The 17,459-nt window shown below is 65.5% G+C and carries 18 protein-coding genes and 1 tRNA gene; 13 read left to right on the forward strand and 6 right to left on the reverse strand.

The window, feature by feature from the left end:
- Positions 1-60: 60 nt before the first annotated feature.
- From rpsA to aroA, 4 genes are all read right to left on the reverse strand, one after another.
- Positions 61-1,764 (reverse strand): 30S ribosomal protein S1, encoded by a 1,704-nt coding sequence (gene rpsA, locus LHJ54_RS09740; protein ID WP_228243699.1) that lies wholly within the window; start codon positions 1,762-1,764, stop codon positions 61-63.
- A 440-nt stretch (positions 1,765-2,204) separates the two neighbouring features.
- Positions 2,205-2,834 (reverse strand): d(CMP) kinase, encoded by a 630-nt coding sequence (locus LHJ54_RS09745; protein ID WP_228243700.1) that lies wholly within the window; start codon positions 2,832-2,834, stop codon positions 2,205-2,207.
- Complete coding sequence (locus LHJ54_RS09750; RefSeq protein WP_228243701.1) at positions 2,831-3,103, reverse strand: permease; 273 nt, start codon at positions 3,101-3,103, stop codon at positions 2,831-2,833. Before LHJ54_RS09750 ends, LHJ54_RS09745 begins: the two co-directional genes overlap by 4 nt.
- On the reverse strand, positions 3,103-4,398 hold the full coding sequence (gene aroA, locus LHJ54_RS09755; protein WP_228243702.1) for a 3-phosphoshikimate 1-carboxyvinyltransferase: 1,296 nt from the start codon (positions 4,396-4,398) through the stop codon (positions 3,103-3,105). Before aroA ends, LHJ54_RS09750 begins: the two co-directional genes overlap by 1 nt.
- A 273-nt stretch (positions 4,399-4,671) precedes the next feature.
- On the opposite strand from aroA, the gene LHJ54_RS09760 reads away from it, so the two are divergent.
- From LHJ54_RS09760 to rimM, 5 genes are all read left to right on the forward strand, one after another.
- Complete coding sequence (locus LHJ54_RS09760; RefSeq protein WP_228243703.1) at positions 4,672-4,992, forward strand: TIGR02300 family protein; 321 nt, start codon at positions 4,672-4,674, stop codon at positions 4,990-4,992.
- Positions 4,993-5,118: 126 nt separating this feature from the next.
- Positions 5,119-5,194 (forward strand) — tRNA-Ala (locus tag LHJ54_RS09765).
- Positions 5,195-5,342: 148 nt separating this feature from the next.
- The gene (gene ffh / locus LHJ54_RS09770) at positions 5,343-6,827 is read left to right on the forward strand and encodes a signal recognition particle protein (RefSeq protein WP_228243704.1); all 1,485 of its coding nucleotides are present in this window, start codon (positions 5,343-5,345) and stop codon (positions 6,825-6,827) included.
- Positions 6,828-6,855: 28 nt separating this feature from the next.
- Positions 6,856-7,317, forward strand: a complete 462-nt coding sequence (rpsP, locus tag LHJ54_RS09775; RefSeq protein ID WP_228243705.1) for a 30S ribosomal protein S16 — start codon at positions 6,856-6,858, stop codon at positions 7,315-7,317.
- A gap of 59 nt (positions 7,318-7,376) precedes the next feature.
- A complete protein-coding gene (gene rimM, locus LHJ54_RS09780) occupies positions 7,377-7,904 on the forward strand; it encodes a ribosome maturation factor RimM (RefSeq protein WP_228244347.1) in 528 nt (175 codons plus the stop codon).
- A gap of 36 nt (positions 7,905-7,940) precedes the next feature.
- Here the strand turns inward: rimM and LHJ54_RS09785 are convergent, their stop codons facing one another.
- Positions 7,941-8,849, reverse strand: a complete 909-nt coding sequence (locus tag LHJ54_RS09785) for an NAD(P)/FAD-dependent oxidoreductase (protein WP_228243706.1) — start codon at positions 8,847-8,849, stop codon at positions 7,941-7,943.
- Between the two features lie 39 nt (positions 8,850-8,888).
- Here LHJ54_RS09785 and trmD point away from each other — a divergent pair, with 39 nt between their 5' ends.
- The 8 genes from trmD to LHJ54_RS09825 all read left to right on the forward strand — a co-directional run bounded on the left by trmD (position 8,889) and on the right by LHJ54_RS09825 (position 16,322).
- Positions 8,889-9,644, forward strand: a complete 756-nt coding sequence (trmD, locus tag LHJ54_RS09790) for a tRNA (guanosine(37)-N1)-methyltransferase TrmD (RefSeq protein ID WP_228243707.1) — start codon at positions 8,889-8,891, stop codon at positions 9,642-9,644.
- Complete coding sequence (rplS, locus tag LHJ54_RS09795; protein WP_373457070.1) at positions 9,641-10,009, forward strand: 50S ribosomal protein L19; 369 nt, start codon at positions 9,641-9,643, stop codon at positions 10,007-10,009. Before trmD ends, rplS begins: the two co-directional genes overlap by 4 nt.
- Positions 10,010-10,187: 178 nt before the next feature.
- Complete coding sequence (locus LHJ54_RS09800; protein ID WP_228243708.1) at positions 10,188-12,428, forward strand: S9 family peptidase; 2,241 nt, start codon at positions 10,188-10,190, stop codon at positions 12,426-12,428.
- A 64-nt stretch (positions 12,429-12,492) separates the two neighbouring features.
- Positions 12,493-13,518, forward strand: a complete 1,026-nt coding sequence (locus LHJ54_RS09805; RefSeq protein WP_228243709.1) for an aspartate-semialdehyde dehydrogenase — start codon at positions 12,493-12,495, stop codon at positions 13,516-13,518.
- 17 nt (positions 13,519-13,535) lie between these two features.
- A complete protein-coding gene (locus tag LHJ54_RS09810; RefSeq protein ID WP_277754204.1) occupies positions 13,536-13,967 on the forward strand; it encodes a GFA family protein in 432 nt (143 codons plus the stop codon).
- Positions 13,964-14,722, forward strand: coding sequence for an alpha/beta fold hydrolase (locus LHJ54_RS09815; RefSeq protein ID WP_228243711.1), 759 nt, complete (start codon positions 13,964-13,966; stop codon positions 14,720-14,722). Before LHJ54_RS09810 ends, LHJ54_RS09815 begins: the two co-directional genes overlap by 4 nt.
- 82 nt (positions 14,723-14,804) lie before the next feature.
- Positions 14,805-15,785, forward strand: a complete 981-nt coding sequence (locus LHJ54_RS09820) for a YncE family protein (RefSeq protein WP_228243712.1) — start codon at positions 14,805-14,807, stop codon at positions 15,783-15,785.
- A 48-nt stretch (positions 15,786-15,833) separates the two neighbouring features.
- A complete protein-coding gene (locus tag LHJ54_RS09825; RefSeq protein WP_228243713.1) occupies positions 15,834-16,322 on the forward strand; it encodes a YbjN domain-containing protein in 489 nt (162 codons plus the stop codon).
- 4 nt (positions 16,323-16,326) lie between these two features.
- Here the strand turns inward: LHJ54_RS09825 and LHJ54_RS09830 are convergent, their stop codons facing one another.
- Positions 16,327-17,373, reverse strand: coding sequence for an SDR family oxidoreductase (locus tag LHJ54_RS09830; RefSeq protein ID WP_228243714.1), 1,047 nt, complete (start codon positions 17,371-17,373; stop codon positions 16,327-16,329).
- Positions 17,374-17,459: the final 86 nt, after the last annotated feature.

Raw genomic sequence — 17,459 nt, forward strand, 5'->3', positions numbered from 1 at the left:
AAGGCCCGCCCACCTGTTCTGAGGTGAGCGGGCTCTGCTTGCCGTTGCTGGTCTTGCGACTTACTCGCCGCGCTTCTTCAGCGCCTCGCCGAGGATGTCGCCCAGCGAAGCACCCGAGTCGGAAGAACCGTACTGTTCCACCGCCTGCTTCTCTTCGGCGATCTGGCGCGCCTTGACCGAGAAGTTCGGCTTCTTCGAACGGTCGAAGCCAGTGACCATCGCATCCAGCTTCTGCCCCACCTGGAAGCGGTCGGGCCGCTGTTCGTCGCGGTCGCGGCCAAGATCGGTGCGCTTGATGAAGCCGGTTGCCCCGTCTTCGCCAACCTGCACTTCCAGTCCGCCGTCGCGCACTTCCAGCACCGTCACCGTGACCACATCGCCGCGCTTGACACTGCCGGCGGCGCCGCCTTCGGAAGGCGCGCCCTTTTCAAGCTGCTTCATGCCGAGCGAGATTCGCTCCTTCTCGACATCCACGTCCAGCACGACCGCCTCGACTTCCTCGCCCTTGCGGTGCAGCGCCAGCGCGTCCTCGCCCGAGATGCCCCACGCAATGTCTGACATGTGCACCATGCCGTCCACGTCGCCGTCCAGACCGATGAACAGACCGAATTCGGTGGCGTTCTTGACTTCGCCGGTCACCTTGCTGCCCACGGCGTACTTCTCTGCGAAGTCTTCCCACGGATTGCCCTGCGCCTGCTTGATGCCCAGCGAAATGCGCCGCTTGTCGGAGTCGACCTCCAGCACCATGACGTCGACTTCCTGGCTGGTCGAAATGATCTTGCCGGGATGAACGTTCTTCTTGGTCCAGCTCATCTCCGAGACGTGGACCAGACCTTCGATGCCGGGTTCCAGTTCGATGAACGCGCCATATTCGGTGATGTTCGTGACCGTGCCCTTCAGCTTCGCGCCGACCGGGTACTTGGCGGACACGCCATCCCACGGGTCGCTTTCCAGCTGCTTCATGCCCAGGCTGATTCGCTGCGTTTCGGCGTTGATGCGGATGATCTGCACCGTCACGGTCTGGCCGATGTCGATCATTTCGCTGGGATTGTTGATCCGCTTGTAGCTCATGTCCGTCACGTGCAGCAGACCGTCGATGCCACCCAGATCCACGAACGCGCCGTAATCGGTGATGTTCTTGACCACCCCTTCGATCACCTGACCTTCGGCCAGGTTGTCGATCAGCTCGCTGCGCTGCTCTGCCCGTGTTTCTTCCAGCACGGCACGGCGCGACACGACGATGTTGCCGCGGGCGCGGTCCATCTTGAGGACCTGGAACGGCTGCGGCACATCCATGAGAGGGCCGACATCGCGCACGGGGCGGACATCGACCTGGCTGCCCGGCAGGAACGCCACGGCGCCATCCAGGTCGACGGTGAAGCCGCCCTTGACCCGGCCGAAAATGCGGCCTTCGACGCGCTTGCCTTCGCCAAATTCGTTTTCCAGGCGGTCCCAGGCTGCTTCGCGGCGGGCGCGGTCGCGGCTGAGCATGGCTTCGCCGTCGGCGTTTTCCACCCGGTCGACATAGACTTCGACTTCATCACCGACCTTCAGGCCGTGATCTTCCTCATCGCGCGAAAATTCCTTGAGCGGCACGCGGCCTTCGCTTTTCAGGCCGACGTCGATGAGGGCGCTGCCTGCCTCGATCGCAGTAATGGTGCCCTTTACGACGCGGCCTTCAAAACCGCCGTCGGCTGCACCGCCGAGTTGTTCATCGAGAAGTCGCGCAAAGTCATCGCGCGTGGGATTTGCCGCAGTGGCCATACCGTATCAGTTCCTAGTCATCGTTGTTTCCGGCCAGGCGGTTGGGTCCGCCGGTCTTTTGGCCAGTCCGCCGGCAGGGCCGCATGCCTCCGCCAGCATCCGGCGTGCAGGATCGGTTCGCGAGGGGAACGGCAGTGTGCGCAGCGGAGAAAAGCTCCTGAGTGCGACAGCTATGCAAGAGTTCCCGTCGCGAGCGTGTCTCCCGCTCGTCGGACGGGCGGGCGCATAGCCCACCTGCCGAGCAAAGGCAAGGCTGACCCGCTTTCGCGCACCCGACCGGCGAGACATGGACCGCCTGTTACACTGTCCTGGACGAAAAGAAGCGGCCGTCCTGAAAGGCATGCTTTCACGTGTGCGGGAGGTCTGAAGCACGTGGTTCATCCAGCGGCTGATGCACAATCGTCCGGGTGTAGGACAGCAGCGCTAGCGGCCCCAGGCGCTTACCCGCGCGCTCGCATGGCTTGCGCCACCGCCTCGATTGCCGCTTCGATAGCCTGTTCCCTGGCAAAGGCGGTGGTGTCGAGGATCAGTGCGTCCATCGCCGGGCGCAGCGGCGCGTCAGCGCGGCTCATATCCCGCGCGTCGCGGCGGGCAATGTCCCGCTCAACTTCCGCCAGACTGAACTCGCCGCCCCGCGCGCTCAGTTCCAGCCAGCGGCGCCGGGCGCGTTCCTGCACGCTGGCGGTGACGAACAGCTTTACGTCCGCGTCGGGTGCGATGACGGTGCCGATATCCCGTCCGTCCAGAACTGCGCCGCCGGGCTGGGTGGCGAAGTCGCGCTGTCGCTGGAACAGTGCCTCGCGCACCGCGGGATGGACCGAAACCCGGCTGGCAAGCGCTCCTGCATCCTCGGTGCGCAGGCGGGGGTCACAAAGGAGGCTCGCGGGAAAGCTGGTGCCCGCCAGTGCATCGGCAGGCGCATCGACATCGCCCCCGGCACAAGAGGTCTGCCACCCCGTGGCGCGGTACAACAGGCCCGTGTCCAGATGCGGCAGGCCGAATCGCCGGGCTATCGCGGCGGCAATGGTCCCCTTGCCGGACGCGGTGGGGCCGTCGACGGCGACGATCATGCAGCTTTCCTGCGCGCGCGCCACGCCTTGGCCAAACCCCACAAGGCGATGGCCGCCCAGAATCCTTCCAGCACGAGGCTGGGCCAGTTGGTATGCACCATCAGCGATACGGTGAGCAGCGCCGCGCCCAGCAGGTTGGTGCCGTGCAGCACGAAGGGACTGGGTGCATCGGCAAACGTCAGATAGGCGTAGGCAGCGATGATGCAGCCGGTGCCGATGAAGCCCACCAGCATCGCCCAATCGGCCATCAGGATGATGTCTGTCTGCATCAACGCAGCCCTTCCAGCAGCTCTGCGAAGCGAGGGAAGCTGGTGGCGATCGGCCGCACGTCGTCGATCGCAACGCCATGCCGGCTCACCAGTCCGGCCACGGCCATGCTCATCGCGATCCGGTGGTCAAGGCAGGTCGCCACCTCCTGTCCTTGCCCGGTGCCGGCCAGCAGATCTCCGCCCGTGCCGTCGATCACCAGCCCGTCGGCAGTCTCCTTAAGCCGCGCCCCGGCAAGCGCCAGCGCGGCGGCCATGGCGCTTAACCGGTCGCTTTCCTTGACCCGCAGTTCCGCCAGCCCGCTGGTGGTGGTGCGCCCGGTGGCCAGAGCGGCGGCGATGAACAGCACGGGAAACTCGTCGATCATCGAGGGGGCGATTGCCGGATCGACCTCTATTCCCGTCAGTGGCGAATGGCACACGTGGAGATCGGCCACCGGCTCCCCGCCAACTTCACGCCTGTTCAATTCGCGGATGCGGCCGCCCATCTGCCGCAGCACGGTGACGAGGCCGGTTCGGGCCGGGTTCATGCCGACGTTCTCGATGGTGATCTCGCTGCCCTCCACCAGGAGCGCGGCCACGATGAAGAAAGCGGCGGACGAGGCATCGCCGGGGATCTCGAGCGGCAAGGGTTTGAGCTGAGCCTGACCGCGCAGCCTGACCATGCGTTCGCCCGCGTCCTCCTCCACCGTCACGTCCGCTCCGAAGGCACGCAGCATTCGCTCGGTATGGTCGCGGGTGGCGACCGGTTCGATCACGGTGGTGATCCCGGGCGTATTGAGCGCGGCGAGGAGCACGGCACTCTTAACCTGGGCCGAAGCGACCGGCAGGCGGTATTCAATGGGGACCGCGGGACTGGCCCCCGTTACGATCAGCGGCAAGGTATCGCCCGGCGCGGCCGCGAAGCTGGCGCCCATCAACGACAGCGGTTCGATCACCCGTTTCATCGGACGCCGCGACAGGCTGGCGTCGCCGGTGAAGCACGTGGTCATGGCGTGGCTCGCCGCAACCCCCATCAGCAGCCGTGCGGCGGTGCCCGCATTGCTCATGTGCAGCGCGCCTTCGGGTTGCAGCACGCTGCCGATGCCGGTGCCGTGAACCACCCAGTCCGTGCCATCCCGCTCCACCGTGGCGCCGAACGCCTGCACGGCGGCCAACGTGGCGAATACATCTTCGGCTTCCAGCAGCCCGGTAATGCGGGTTTCGCCCACGCTCAATCCGCCCAGGATCAGGGCGCGATGACTGACCGACTTGTCGCCGGGAACGGTGATGCGGCCCGCCAGTCGCCGGGCGGGCATGAAACGCTGCGGGGCGGGGGAGCCTTGCAATGAACAATCCTTGGCAGTGCCGGGCTGTAACGGTGCCGGGTCTTGGTGGTGCCGGACCGCAACCGGGTCGGGTTTGCGCGGCTTTTGACAGCCGTGCCGCCCTATGGCAAGGCGCGCCGCCTGCTTGCTCAAGGAGGTTGATTCCACCTCGCGGATACCTCATCTCGGGCATCGCCAGCAGATTTGCTCATGCTTACCGCGCCTGGCGCCCTGTCGGGGCTGGCGCTGCTTTAAGGAACGATTATGGTCAAGCCAGAATGGGGCTCCAAGCGCACCTGCCCGAAGTGCGGGACACGCTTCTACGATCTGAACAAGGACGATCCTGCAACCTGCATCGAATGCGGGGAACAGTGGACGCCCGAACCGGTGCTGAAATCCAAGCAGCCGATCGCCTTCGAGGAAGTTGAAAAGAAGAAGGACCGCGAAGCCGACAGCGATCTGGCGGACGACGATCTGGAAGACATCGACGAGGAAGAGGATTCGCCCGACAACGAAGTCGACCTGGGCGGAGACGACGATCTCGGCGTGGCCACGGTCGACAGCGACGAGGACGACGAAAGCTGAGCCGCGGCGGGGCGTTAGATGCCTGGCGCATGAAAACACTTGCATCGGCGCGCTGGCGGCAATAAACGCCGCCTCCGCCGCAAGGCACAGGCAGCACCTCCCAGGGTGCCGCGCAGAATTGGTGACGGGGCCTTAGCTCAGCTGGGAGAGCGCTACAATGGCATTGTAGAGGTCAGCGGTTCGATCCCGCTAGGCTCCACCAACCATCCGGACGACAAACGGTCCGGCGAGAAGATTGACCGGGAAGCTGCCTTCCCACGCCGGCCGACGAGGTTTCGTTCGCCGGCGTTTTTGGCATTTGCTGCCTGTGACCGCGCAATACGGGTCGGGGCGAAGGAGTTCGAGTAGGCATGTTCGACACACTGTCCGACCGGCTTGGCGGCGTCTTCGACCGGCTGAAGGGGCGCGGCGCTCTGCGCGAACAGGATGTGCGCGACGCCATGCGGGAGGTGCGGATCGCCTTGCTGGAGGCGGACGTCGCCCTGCCTGTGGTCCGCCGCTTCGTCGACGCCGTGACCGAGAAAGCGGTCGGACAGGATGTCCTGCGATCTGTCACGCCAGGCCAGCAGGTGGTCAAGATCGTCAACGACGAACTGACCGCCATGCTGGGCGGGGAAGGCACCGCCGACCTGCTGCTGGATGCGCGGCCGCCGGTCGTGATCATGATGGTTGGCCTGCAGGGATCGGGCAAGACCACGACCACCGCCAAGCTGGCGAAGCTGATCCGCGACAAGCGCGGCAAGAAACCGCTGATGGCGTCGCTGGACGTGCAGCGCCCTGCAGCGCAGGAGCAGCTGGCGGTGCTGGGTAGCCAGATCGACGTGGCTACCCTGCCGATCATCGGTGGACAGCAGCCTGTCGACATTGCCCGCCGCGCGATGGAAGCCGCACGGATGCAGGCGTTCGACGTGCTGCTGCTCGATACGGCCGGGCGCCTGCACGTCGACGACGCGCTGATGGCGGAGATGAAGGCGGTGGCCGGCGTGTCCGCCCCGACCGAGGTGCTGCTGGTCGTGGACGCCCTGACCGGGCAGGACGCGGTCAACGTCGCGCAATCGTTCAGCGGCGAGGTGCCGCTGACCGGCGTGGTGCTGACGCGGATGGACGGCGATGCCCGCGGCGGGGCGGCGCTGTCGATGCGGCATGTCACGGGCAAGCCGATCAAGTTCGCCGGCACGGGGGAAAAGCTCGACGCGCTGGAGGCGTTCAACCCCGAACGGGTCGCGGGCCGAATCCTTGGGATGGGCGATGTCGTCAGCCTGGTCGAACGCGCCGCGGAAACCATTCAGGCCGAAGATGCGCAGGCGCTGGCCAAGAAGTTTGCCGCCGGCAAGTTCGATCTCGACGACCTCAGGATGCAGCTGCGGCAGATGCAGAACATGGGCGGTCTGGGTGTTCTGGCGGGCATGATGCCGGGCATGAAGAAAGCCAAGGCCGCGATGGCGCAGAGCGGTGTCGATGACAAGGTGCTGGTCCACATGGACGCCATCATCGGGTCCATGACCGCCAAGGAGCGGGCCAAACCCGAACTCCTCAATGCCAAGCGCAAGCGGCGCATCGCGGCCGGTTCCGGGACCGAGGTGTCCGACATCAACCGCCTGCTCAAGATGCATCAGGAGATGGCGCGGGCCATGAAGCAGATCAGGAAGATGGGCGGACTGAAAGGTCTTGGCGCCCTTCTGGGCGGTGGCGGTGGCCTTGGCGGAATGCTTGGCGGCAAAAGCGGGGCGGGCGGTGGCAATCCGCTGGCCGGTCTGCCCGGACTGCCGGGCGGCAAGGATGGCCAGATGCCGGACATGGCCGAGCTGGAAAAGTTTCTGAAAAAGCCGAACTAAACATTTACGGACGAAAGGTTATCTAATCATGGCAGTTGCAATTCGACTTTCCCGCGGTGGCGCGAAGAAGCGCCCTTACTACCGCATCGTCGTGGCGGATTCCCGCTCCTCGCGTGACGGCAAGTACCTTGAACAGATCGGCACCTATAATCCGCTGCTGGCGAAGGACTCGGGTGACCGGGTCAAGCTGAACGAGGACCGCGCCCGCCACTGGCTGAACGTCGGGGCGCAGCCGTCCGACCGGGTTGCCCGCTTCCTCGACGCTGCCGGAATTCGCGAACGGGCCGCGCGCAACAATCCGAAGAAGGGTGAGCCCGGCGAGAACGCCAAGACTCGCGCCGAAGAAAAGGCTGCCAAGGAAGCCGAAGCCGCCGAAGCGGCTGCCGCCGCCAGCGCCGCGCCGGAGCCGGAAGCACAGACTGAACCGGTCGAAGGCAGCGACAGCGCTGCGACCGGCGACGACGCCGACGCCGGGAAAGCGGAAGGTTGACCGCCCGATCCCCCTCCCGTTCGCGGGAGGGGTCAGGCGTGCGCGGCCCGGCCCGGCTGATGTCCGGCACGCCCGCTGATAGCACCCTTTCGGGAGGGGAACCTGCGGATAAGGCCATCACCCTCGCCGCGATTGCCGGCGCGCACGGGGTGGCGGGCGAAGTGCGGCTGAAGCTGCTGGGCGACGGGGTGGACGGGCTCAGAGCGCACAAGCTGTTCAACAATGGCGCGCTTCGCCTAAGCTCCATTCGTTCCGACGGGAAGGGCGGCGCGATCGCCCGCGTCGATGGCGTGCACGATCGCACGGCTGCCGAGGCGCTGCGCGGGACTGCTCTCACCGTGCCACGTTCATCTCTGCCTCCGCTGGCGGAAGGGGAGTTCTATCATGCGGACCTGCTCGACCTGCCGGTCGTGAACGAATGTGGCGATCCTGTTGGCCGGGTCGTGGCGGTGGAGAACTTCGGCGCGACCGACATCGTCGAGGTAGAGCGCGACGGCGGCGGGCGCTTCATGGTGCCCTTGACCCCTGACGCGGTGCCGGACTGGAACGCGGAACGCCTGGTCGTAAACGCCGCGTTCAACGTTTGATCCGAAGCGCCAATGGTGCGCCGGGACGGCGCCGCTTCATCGCAGCAGACCGACCTCTCCTGCCAGCTTGTTGCGGATGCGCGTCGCGGCGACGCCGGCTTGCCCCATCGCATGGCTGATCTGGTCCAGGCCTTCGACCACGTCGCCGGCCGCAAACAGCCCGGCGATGCTGGTTTCCAGATGGTCGGTGACTTCCAGCCGGCCATCATCGTTCGCGGCGGCGCCCAAGTCCACCGCCAGTTCGGACCGGATGTGCGAACCCAGCGCGGGATACACGCTGTCAAAGCTCATCCAGCCACGCGCCGTTTCCACCGCCAGCCGGTCGCCTTCCAGTCGATAACGACCGCACGGACCGTCCACCCGCACGATTCCCGCGTCGTCGAGCCTGGCGATGCATTCGGCGTCCAGATCATGCTCCGCATCGGGTGCGATCAGCGTCAGGTCTTTGGTGAAGCCGCGGATGAAGATCGCCTCGGCCGTGCCGTGGGTGTGCGTGCCGATAACGGCCACCCGCTTGTCGGTGACTTCATACCCGTCGCATACCGGGCAGTACCGCAGCGCACCCTTGAACAGCGCCGCGTCGTGCAGTTCGTCGTCCATTCCCGGCGGGTGGAGGTTGAACACTCCGGTCGCCAGCAGCACGGTACGCGCGCGAAATACCTGTCCCTGTGTGTGGACGCGAAAACCCTCTCCCTCGCGCTCCAGTCTTTCCACCCGCTTTTCTTCGCGGTGCGCGCCGTACTTTTCCGCTTGCCGCCGCATCCGGTCGAGGAGATCGGTACCCTTGATCCCCTCGGGATAACCCGCATGATTGTGGGTGCACGGGATCAGCGCCGCGCGGCTGGTGCCGCAGTCGAACAGCCGGATTGAAAGGTGATAGCGGGCAAGGTAGATTGCGGCGGTCAGTCCCGCCGGCCCGCCGCCGATGATGATGCAGTCGTCCATGTTCTTGCCTTGCCCCACAGGTGCTTGCATGACGCGGCGATGACTTTCGCCGCGACCGTTCTAACGCTGTACCCGCAAATGTTTCCCGGTCCATTGGGCGAGAGCCTGGCAGGGCGGGCATTGGAGCGGGGGGATTGGTCGTGCGAGGCGGTGCAGATCCGCGAGTTTGCGACCGATAAGCACCGCACGGTCGACGATACGCCGGCCGGGGGCGGGGCGGGCATGGTGCTGAAGCCAGACGTGCTGGCGGCGGCGGTGGACGCGGTGTCGGTGCGCGAAGGCAATGCCCGTCGCCCCGCTCTCGCCATGACGCCCCGTGGCACTCCGATAACGCAGCAGCGTATCCGCGAACTCGCGTCCGGTCCCGGCGTGATCCTGCTGTGCGGCCGGTTCGAAGGATTTGACGAACGCCTGTTCGAAGCGCGGCCGTTCATCGAGCAAGTCGCGCTTGGCGACATCGTGCTGTCGGGCGGCGAGCCCGCGGCGCTCGCCATCCTTGACGCTTGCATTCGCTTGCTGCCCGGCGTAATGGGCGCGGCTTCAAGCGGGGTAGATGAGAGCTTCGAAAGCGGGCTTCTCGAATACCCGCAATATACCCGACCTCAGGAATGGGAAGGGCGCACGATCCCTGAAGTGCTGCGATCGGGGGATCATGCGAAGATTGCCGCCTGGCGCCACGCCAGGAGCGAGGATGACACACGGTTACGCAGGCCGGACCTTTGGGGGCGTTACAGTGACGCTCGGGCCCGATCTGCCTCTGGCGCGCGGCAGACAGATGAGGACCAGGACCAGTGAACCTGATTCAACAGCTCGAGGCGGAAGCGATCCAGAACCTCGGCAAGGATATTCCGGAATTTCGCGCAGGCGACACCCTGCGCGTCGGCGTAAAGGTCGTCGAAGGCACGCGCGAACGTGTGCAGAACTTCGAAGGCGTCGTCATCGCCCGTTCAAACCGGGGCATGGGCTCGAATTTCACCGTGCGCAAGATGAGCTTTGGCGAGGGGGTGGAGCGTGTGTTCCCGCTGTATTCGCCCATCATCGACAGCATCGAAGTGGTGCGCCGCGGCGTGGTGCGCCGGGCCAAGCTGTATTACCTGCGCGGCCGCACGGGCAAGCGCGCGCGTATCGCCGAACGGCGGGACAACGCGCCCAAGGCCTGAGCGTCCTGTCGGTTGCTGTTGCCAAAAGGGCGTCGCGGGGGCACCGCGGCGCCCTTTTGGCTTTGCGGCGCGGGGCAGGGGAGTTGATGTTGGGCGGACCCGCAACGTCAGCGCGGGTTGCGCGGGAGAGCGGTCCCGCTAGGGTTGCCGGGCAACAACCACGAGGCTCCTGCGTCAAATGCGACCATTGATTACGCTTGCGGCTGTACTTGCTGCCGCTACGCCCCTTTCTGCCGAACAGGGGCAGGCAACTCCCTCCGCCGTCCCTGCGCCCCGGCTGACCTTCGAACGGGTGTTCGCCAGTCCTTCGCTGGATGGACCAGCCCCGCGCAACATGAAACTGTCGCCCGACGGCCGCTGGCTGACCCTGTTGCGCAACAGGGAGGATGACCGGGAACGCTATGACCTGTGGGGCTACGACCGCTCAAGCGGCGCATGGTCGATGCTGGTCGACAGCCTTCAGCTGGGCACCGGCAGAGAGTTGTCCGAAGAAGAGAAGATGCAGCGCGAGCGGGCGCGGATCGGCAATCTGAGGGGCATTGTCGATTATCAGTGGGCGGCGGACAGCCAAAGCCTGCTGGTACCGCTGGACGGCGACTTATATCTGGCCCGGGTGGGAGGCGCGGTAGAACGGCTGACCGACACCCCTGATAGCGAACTGAACCCGCAGATCAGCCCGGCGGGCGCATACAAATCCTTTGTGCGCGATCGCCAGTTGTGGGTTGGCCCGCTCGGCGGCGACGCGGTGCCGGTCACTCCGGCGGACACGAACGAAGCAGTGCGCTGGGGCGAGGCGGAGTTTGTCGCACAGGAGGAGATGGGGCGGCTGACCGGCTATTGGTGGTCGCCAGGCGATCGTCGTATCGCCGTGCAGCGATTTGACGAAACCGGCGTCGGCATCGTCACACGGGCGGCCATCGGCGCGGCCGGGACGCGGGTGTATGAACAGCGCTATCCCGCGACCGGCAGCGCCAACGCGCTGGTCGAACTGTTCGTGATGAACCCGGACGGGAGCGGGCGGGTGAAGGTCGATCTCGGGACCGATCCGGACATCTATCTCGCGCGGGTCGACTGGGCACCCGATGGCAACACGCTGTTCGTGCAGCGTCAGGACCGCGCGCAGACCACGCTCGACATGCTGGCGGTGGATCCCGCCACCGGGCAAAGCCGGGTGTTGTTCACTGAACGCGCCGCGGCGCGCCACTGGATCAACCTGTCGGACGATTACCGCTGGCTGGATGACGGCTCGCTCATCTGGTGGTCCGAACGCGACGGTTTCGGCCACCTTTACCGCTACGCCGCTGGACAATGGCAGCAATTGACCGCGGGCGAGTGGGTTGTCACCAAACTGCTCGGCGTGGACCAGCAGGCGGGCCGGGTGTTCTTCGCCGGTACCCGCGACGGGGTGCTGGCCCAGCAGCTGTATGCGCTGGACCTTGCGGCGCCCGGTGCCATCACCCGGCTGTCGGACCCCGCCTTCGCTCACAGCGCAAGCATGGACCGCAAGGGGCAGACCCTGCTCGTCACGCGATCCAATGACAGCCAGCCGCCGCAATCGTTCATCGCGGACCAGGCTGGGCAGCGGATAGCCTGGGTTGCGGAAAACCGGCTGGATGCCGATCATCCTTATGCGCCCTTCCTGCCCGGGCATCGCCCGGCGCAGTTCGGCACCATCGCGGCGGACGACGGCACCCTGCTCCACTGGGAGATGGTCACGCCGGACATGGAGCCGGGCAAGCGTTATCCGGTGTACTTCTATCACTATGGCGGTCCGGGCGTGCAGGTGGTGGGCAAAGGCTGGGACGGGGCGCTGCGGCAGGCGATCGTCGACAGGGGCTACATCTGGTTCGCCATCGACAACCGCGGCAGCGCCAATCGCGGCGTCGCCTTTGAACAGCCGTTATACCGGGCGCTGGGCACCGTAGAGGTGCAGGACCAGAAACTGGGCGCGGAATACCTCAAGACCCTGCCGTTCGTTGACCCGGAAAAGATCGCGATCGATGGCTGGTCCTATGGCGGGTATCTGACCCTGCTTCAGTTGCAGGCGGACCCCGGCCTCTATGCCGCCGGAGTGTCGGGTGCGCCGGTGACGAAGTGGGAGCTTTACGATACCCACTATACCGAACGCTTCATGGGCAAGCCGCAGGACGAACCCGACGCGTACCGCATCGGGTCGGCCATTCCGCGCGCCACCGCGATGACCGACCCGCTGCTCATCATCCACGGCATGGCGGACGACAACGTGGTGTTCGAGAACGCGACGGAGATCATCGCGGCGATGCAGGCTGCCAACCGCCCCTTCGACATGATGCTGTATCCCGGTCTGACCCACCGCGTGGCCGGAGAACAGATCTCGCCCCACCGCTACAACACCGTGTTCCGGTTTCTGGAAGCCAGCGGAGTGACCCCGCCGGAGTGAGGCGCCGGTTGCCCTGCGCGCGGCAGTCGCTATCTGCACGCGGCACACAGCGGAGATTTAGAGCATGGGTTACAGAGTAGCGATCGTCGGCGCGACCGGCAATGTCGGGCGCGAGATGATGCAGATCCTTGCCGAGCGCGAGTTCCCCGTGGACGAGGTCGCCGCCGTCGCTTCCTCCCGCTCGCATGGAACGGAGGTCGAATACGGCGATACCGGCCAGATGCTGAAATGCCGCAACATCGAACATTTCGATTTTGCCGGATGGGACATCGCGCTGTTCGCCGCCGGCAGCGGCCCTGCGAAGGAATACGCGCCCAAGGCCGCCGCGGCGGGCTGCGTGGTGATCGACAACTCTTCGCTTTACCGGATGGACCCGGACGTGCCGCTGATCGTGCCGGAAGTGAACCCCGACGCGATCGACCTGTACAAACGGCGCAACATCATCGCCAATCCGAATTGTTCGACCGCGCAGATGGTGGTGGTGCTCAAGCCGCTGCACGACGCAGCGACGATCAAGCGCGTGGTGGTCAGCACGTACCAGTCCGTATCCGGCGCCGGCAAGGCGGGAATGGACGAACTGTTCCAGCAAAGCCGCGCCATTTTCGTCGGCGACCCGACTGATCCGGTGTTCTTCACCAAACAGATCGCATTCAACGTCATTCCCCACATCGACAGCTTCATGGACGATGGCTCCACCAAGGAAGAGTGGAAGATGGTGGTGGAAACGAAAAAGATCCTGGACCCCGCGATCAAACTGAACGCGACCTGCGTGCGGGTGCCGGTTTTTCTCGGCCATTCCGAGGCGGTGAATATCGAGTTCGAGCGCGAGCTTTCCGCCGAGGCTGCGCAGGACATCCTGCGCGAGGCGCCTGGCGTGATGCTGATCGACAAGCGGGAGGACGGCGGTTACATCACCCCGGTAGAGGCGGCGGGCGACAGCGCCACCTACGTCAGCCGCGTGCGCGACGATCCCACGGTGGAGAACGGCCTGACGCTGTGGTGCGTGGCCGACAACCTGCGCAAGGGCGCGGCGCTGAACGCGGTGCAGATCGCGGAATTGCTGGGACGGCGGCACCTCAAGAAGGGGTAGGGTATATGGCAGAGGCGATGACCGGCGGGTGCCAGTGTGGAGCGGTGCGGTACGCCGTCCGCGTCGCTGAACACCACGCGGGCCTCTGCCATTGTTCGATGTGCAAACGCGCGAGCGGCGGGTTTGCTGCCGCTCTTGTGCAAGTCGATCCCGCGGACGTCCAGTGGAGCGGAGAGCCGGCGCGCTACCGCTCTTCGCCCGTTGCCGAGCGCCTGTTCTGCCGCACCTGCGGTTCGCCGCTCGCCTGGGTGGCACTCGCGGGTGATGACATGGATCTGATGCTGGGCAGCTTTGACGACCCGTCGGCGTTCAGGCCAGTGGCACATGGGGGAGCCGAGCGTATTCTTGAGCCTTGGCTGGACACCTCTTCTCTGCCGCGTCACCGCACACAGGACATCGCCAGCACAGTCGCGCGGTGGCAGGCGGCAGGACAAAAGGTGCCGGAATGAAGCCACTGCGGCGCGATGACATCGCCTCCTTCGATGGTGTTGAACTTGCGGTCCACCGCGTCGGCGAGGGCAAGCCCATTCTGCTCCTTCATGGCTTGTTCTCCGATGCGCAAACCAACTGGATCAAGTTCGGCCACGCCGCGAAGCTGGCCGAGGCGGGGTTCGAGGTGGTCATGCCGGATCTGCGTGCCCACGGGCAGAGCGCGCGACCCCACGATCCGGCGGCCTACCCAGCGGACGTGCTGGCGCGCGACGTCGCCGCATTGGTGCAGCACTATGGCTGGACCGGGTTCGACCTGGCCGGTTTCTCGCTTGGCGCGCGGACGGCGGCGCGGTGTGTGATCAATGGCCTCAAGCCCCGCCGGCTGGCGCTGGTCGGTATGGGGCTGGAAGGGTTGGCGGGGTGGGACAAGCGCGCGGCGTTCTTCATCGACGCCATCGACCGGTTTGCAGAAGTGAAGCGCGGCGACCCCGCGTTCATGGCGGTCAGCTTCATGAAGACCATGAAAGTCGATCTGGTCGCCGCGCGCCTGCTGTTGCAGGCTGTGGCTGACGCGACACCGGATCAGCTTGCCGCGCATCTGACCATGCCGACGCTGGTGCTGTGCGGTCACGAGGACCGTGACAATGGTTCGCCCGAACGCCTGGCCGAGCTGTTGCCGGACGCCCGCCTGCAACTTATCCCCGGCACCCATATGTCCAGCGTGACCAAGCCGGAAATGGGCGCTGCGCTCGCGGATTTCTTCGGCGCTTGACGGTGCCGCCGTTTGCGCGCCAGACTGTGTGCGGCAGAAGCGGGGCAACGATATGATCAGGTTTGTGGCTCTAGCGGCAGCGATGACGCTCCTCTTGGGCGCTTGTGCGTCCATTTCGGCAGAGAGGGCTGGTGCGGGAAATGACCCCGCTTCCGGCACCCTGTTCGTCGCCAACAAGCGCGGCGACAGCCTGTCGAAGATCGACCTTGCCAGCGGGCGAGAGGTTGCGCGGGTCGATGCCTGCCGCAATCCGCATGAACTGGCGCCTTCGCCCGATGGCATGCATGTGGCGCTGGCCTGTTACGGCGGGACCAGTGTGGACGTGTTTCGCGCGGCCGATCTCGAGCGGGTGAAAAGCATCGACCTTGGCGCGAACGCCCGTCCGCACGGCATCGTCTGGCTGGAGAACGGCGATCTGTATGCCACCGCCGAAGGCCGCCGTTCGATCTTCTGGATACGCGATCCGTTGGGGCGGGCGGAACTGTTTGAATACGGCACCGGGCGTGAAGGTAGCCATATGCTCGCCGTGGCGCCGGATGGCCGGTATGCCTGGACCACCGATCTGGGTTCACGCACCGTGACCCGGCTGGACCTGGTGACGCGCCGCGCCCCTTTGTCGGTCGAGGTCGGGGTCGAGCCCGAAGGCATTGCGCTGTCGCCGGATGGCGAGACGCTGTGGGTGTCGGCACGCGGTTCGGACCGGGCCTACGCGCTCGATCCGCAGTCGCTGACGGTTCGGCGCGAGGTGGTGACCGGCGACTTTCCCCTGCGTATCCTCCTGCGGCCGCAAGGGGATGTGGCCATCACCTCAGACCTGGCCGACGGGGCGCTGAGCGTTATCGACACCACTACCGGGCGGCGGACCAGGACCATCGCGGTCAGCTCGCGGGAAGAAGCCGAGGCGCGGCAACAGGTTACAATTCTGTGGTCGCGCGACGGCCGCCGCATCTATGTCGCAGAGACCGGAACCGATACCGTCGCCGAGGTCGACTTCGCCACCGGAACAGTGCTGCGGCGTCTGACGGTCGGCGCGGGGGGAGACGGGCTCGCAATCATCGACTGAAGCAAGGGACGCGCCCGCGAGGAGCGTCCTTAGAGGGGGAAGAACAGCATGAGACTGCCAATCTACGCGGCGCTGGGTTGTGCGCTGATGATGAGCGCCGGACCTGCTTGGACGCAAGGTGCGCCCGGCGTTATCTCCGCGCAGGATCCCGCCGGCGTGGCCGCGGCCATGCGATATGCCGGATACCCTGCGGTCATCACCAAGGACGCGCTGGGCGACCCGATGATCGAAACCGAATATGCGGGCTACAAGGGCACCGTCCTGTTCTACGGCTGCGACACGCAGACGCACAGCGGTTGCGACGCCCTGCAGCTGAGTGTCGGCCTCGATCGTTCCGCACCGCTCGATAACGCCGCCGTGTCCGGCTTCATGCGCAAGCAGCGCTTCGCTTCGGTCTTCCTCGACGACGAAGGCGATCCATGGATCCAGTTCGATATCGTAACCCTTGGCGGGATCCCGGCACCTGTTTTTCTTAAGGCGCTGGATCTTTATTCCTGGTCACTCACCGCCATCGCCGACGAGGTGTTCTCTGACTGAACGCCTAGCGCCGGCGTGTGACCGACCGGCCGCGGCGTGACTTGCCGCCCAGGGTGCTGACAAGTCCCGCTGCGGCCAGAGCGCCCGCCCCGGCCAGTATGGTTGCGACCGGATGCATCTGCGCTTCCAGGGCGAGGCTCGACTTCCTGACGAAATTGTCCTGGTTCGACCGCTCGCGGCCGTCCTTGCGCGGCTCGAACAGGTTGTCTGACACTCCGGCTTCGGGAGGCGTCTTGCTGGATTGGGCTTCTTCCATCATGAAGTTCGACATGATGACGTCGGTTATGCCGGGAAACAGGTTGCCGAACTTGGTTACGAAGTAGCCCTGACCACCGACCAGCAATTCGCGTTTCGGATTGGCGCAGGCGAAACAGATCGCCTTGGCGACCAGTTCCGGGTCGTAGATGATCGGCGGCACCGATGCCGGAACATCCATCTTGTTGCGGGCGTGTTCGGGATACATGGTGTCGATGCCGTTGGGCTTGATAAGGGTGACGGAAATACCCGCGTCCTCGCTCTGCAGTTCGACCCGGAGCGCCTCGGTAAAGCCGAGCACGGCGTGCTTCATCGCGCTGTAGGCGCCCTGAACCCCGACGGCCCGTTCCGACAGAACCGAGCCGGTGTTGATCAATGCGCCGCCGCCCCGCTCGCGCAGCTTGCGCACGGCATAGAGCGATCCGGCGACCGTGCCGAAATAACCGACGTCGAACACCCGCCGGTGCTCTTCTTCCGTCACATCTTCGAGGCGCGCGTAAAGAGAGGCGGCGGCATTGTTGACCCAGCTGTCGAAGCCGCCGAACCGTTCCTCCGCCACCTTGCCGACCCGTTCGGGAAAGTCGCTGTCCGCGATGTCCGCCACGCAGTACGAAGCGTTACCACCGGCTGCCTCAATGCTTTCGACCGCCTCTCTCAGCGCGTCCTCGTTGCGGGCGACGAGCACCACGTTGGCGCCTTCACGCGCGGCGCGCCGGGCGGTGGTAAGACCGATGCCGGATGACGCGCCGGTTATCACAATGGTCTGCTCGGACAGGGGCTTGAGAGTAATGGCCATCTTTTGAATTCTCCTTCGTTCGCTAACCAACGACCAGCGACCCGTTAGGCTCCGAGGCAGGACTTCCCTTGACTTCGCCGCGTGGT

The organism is Porphyrobacter sp. GA68 (assembly GCF_022605525.1).
Lineage (GTDB): Bacteria > Pseudomonadota > Alphaproteobacteria > Sphingomonadales > Sphingomonadaceae > Qipengyuania_B.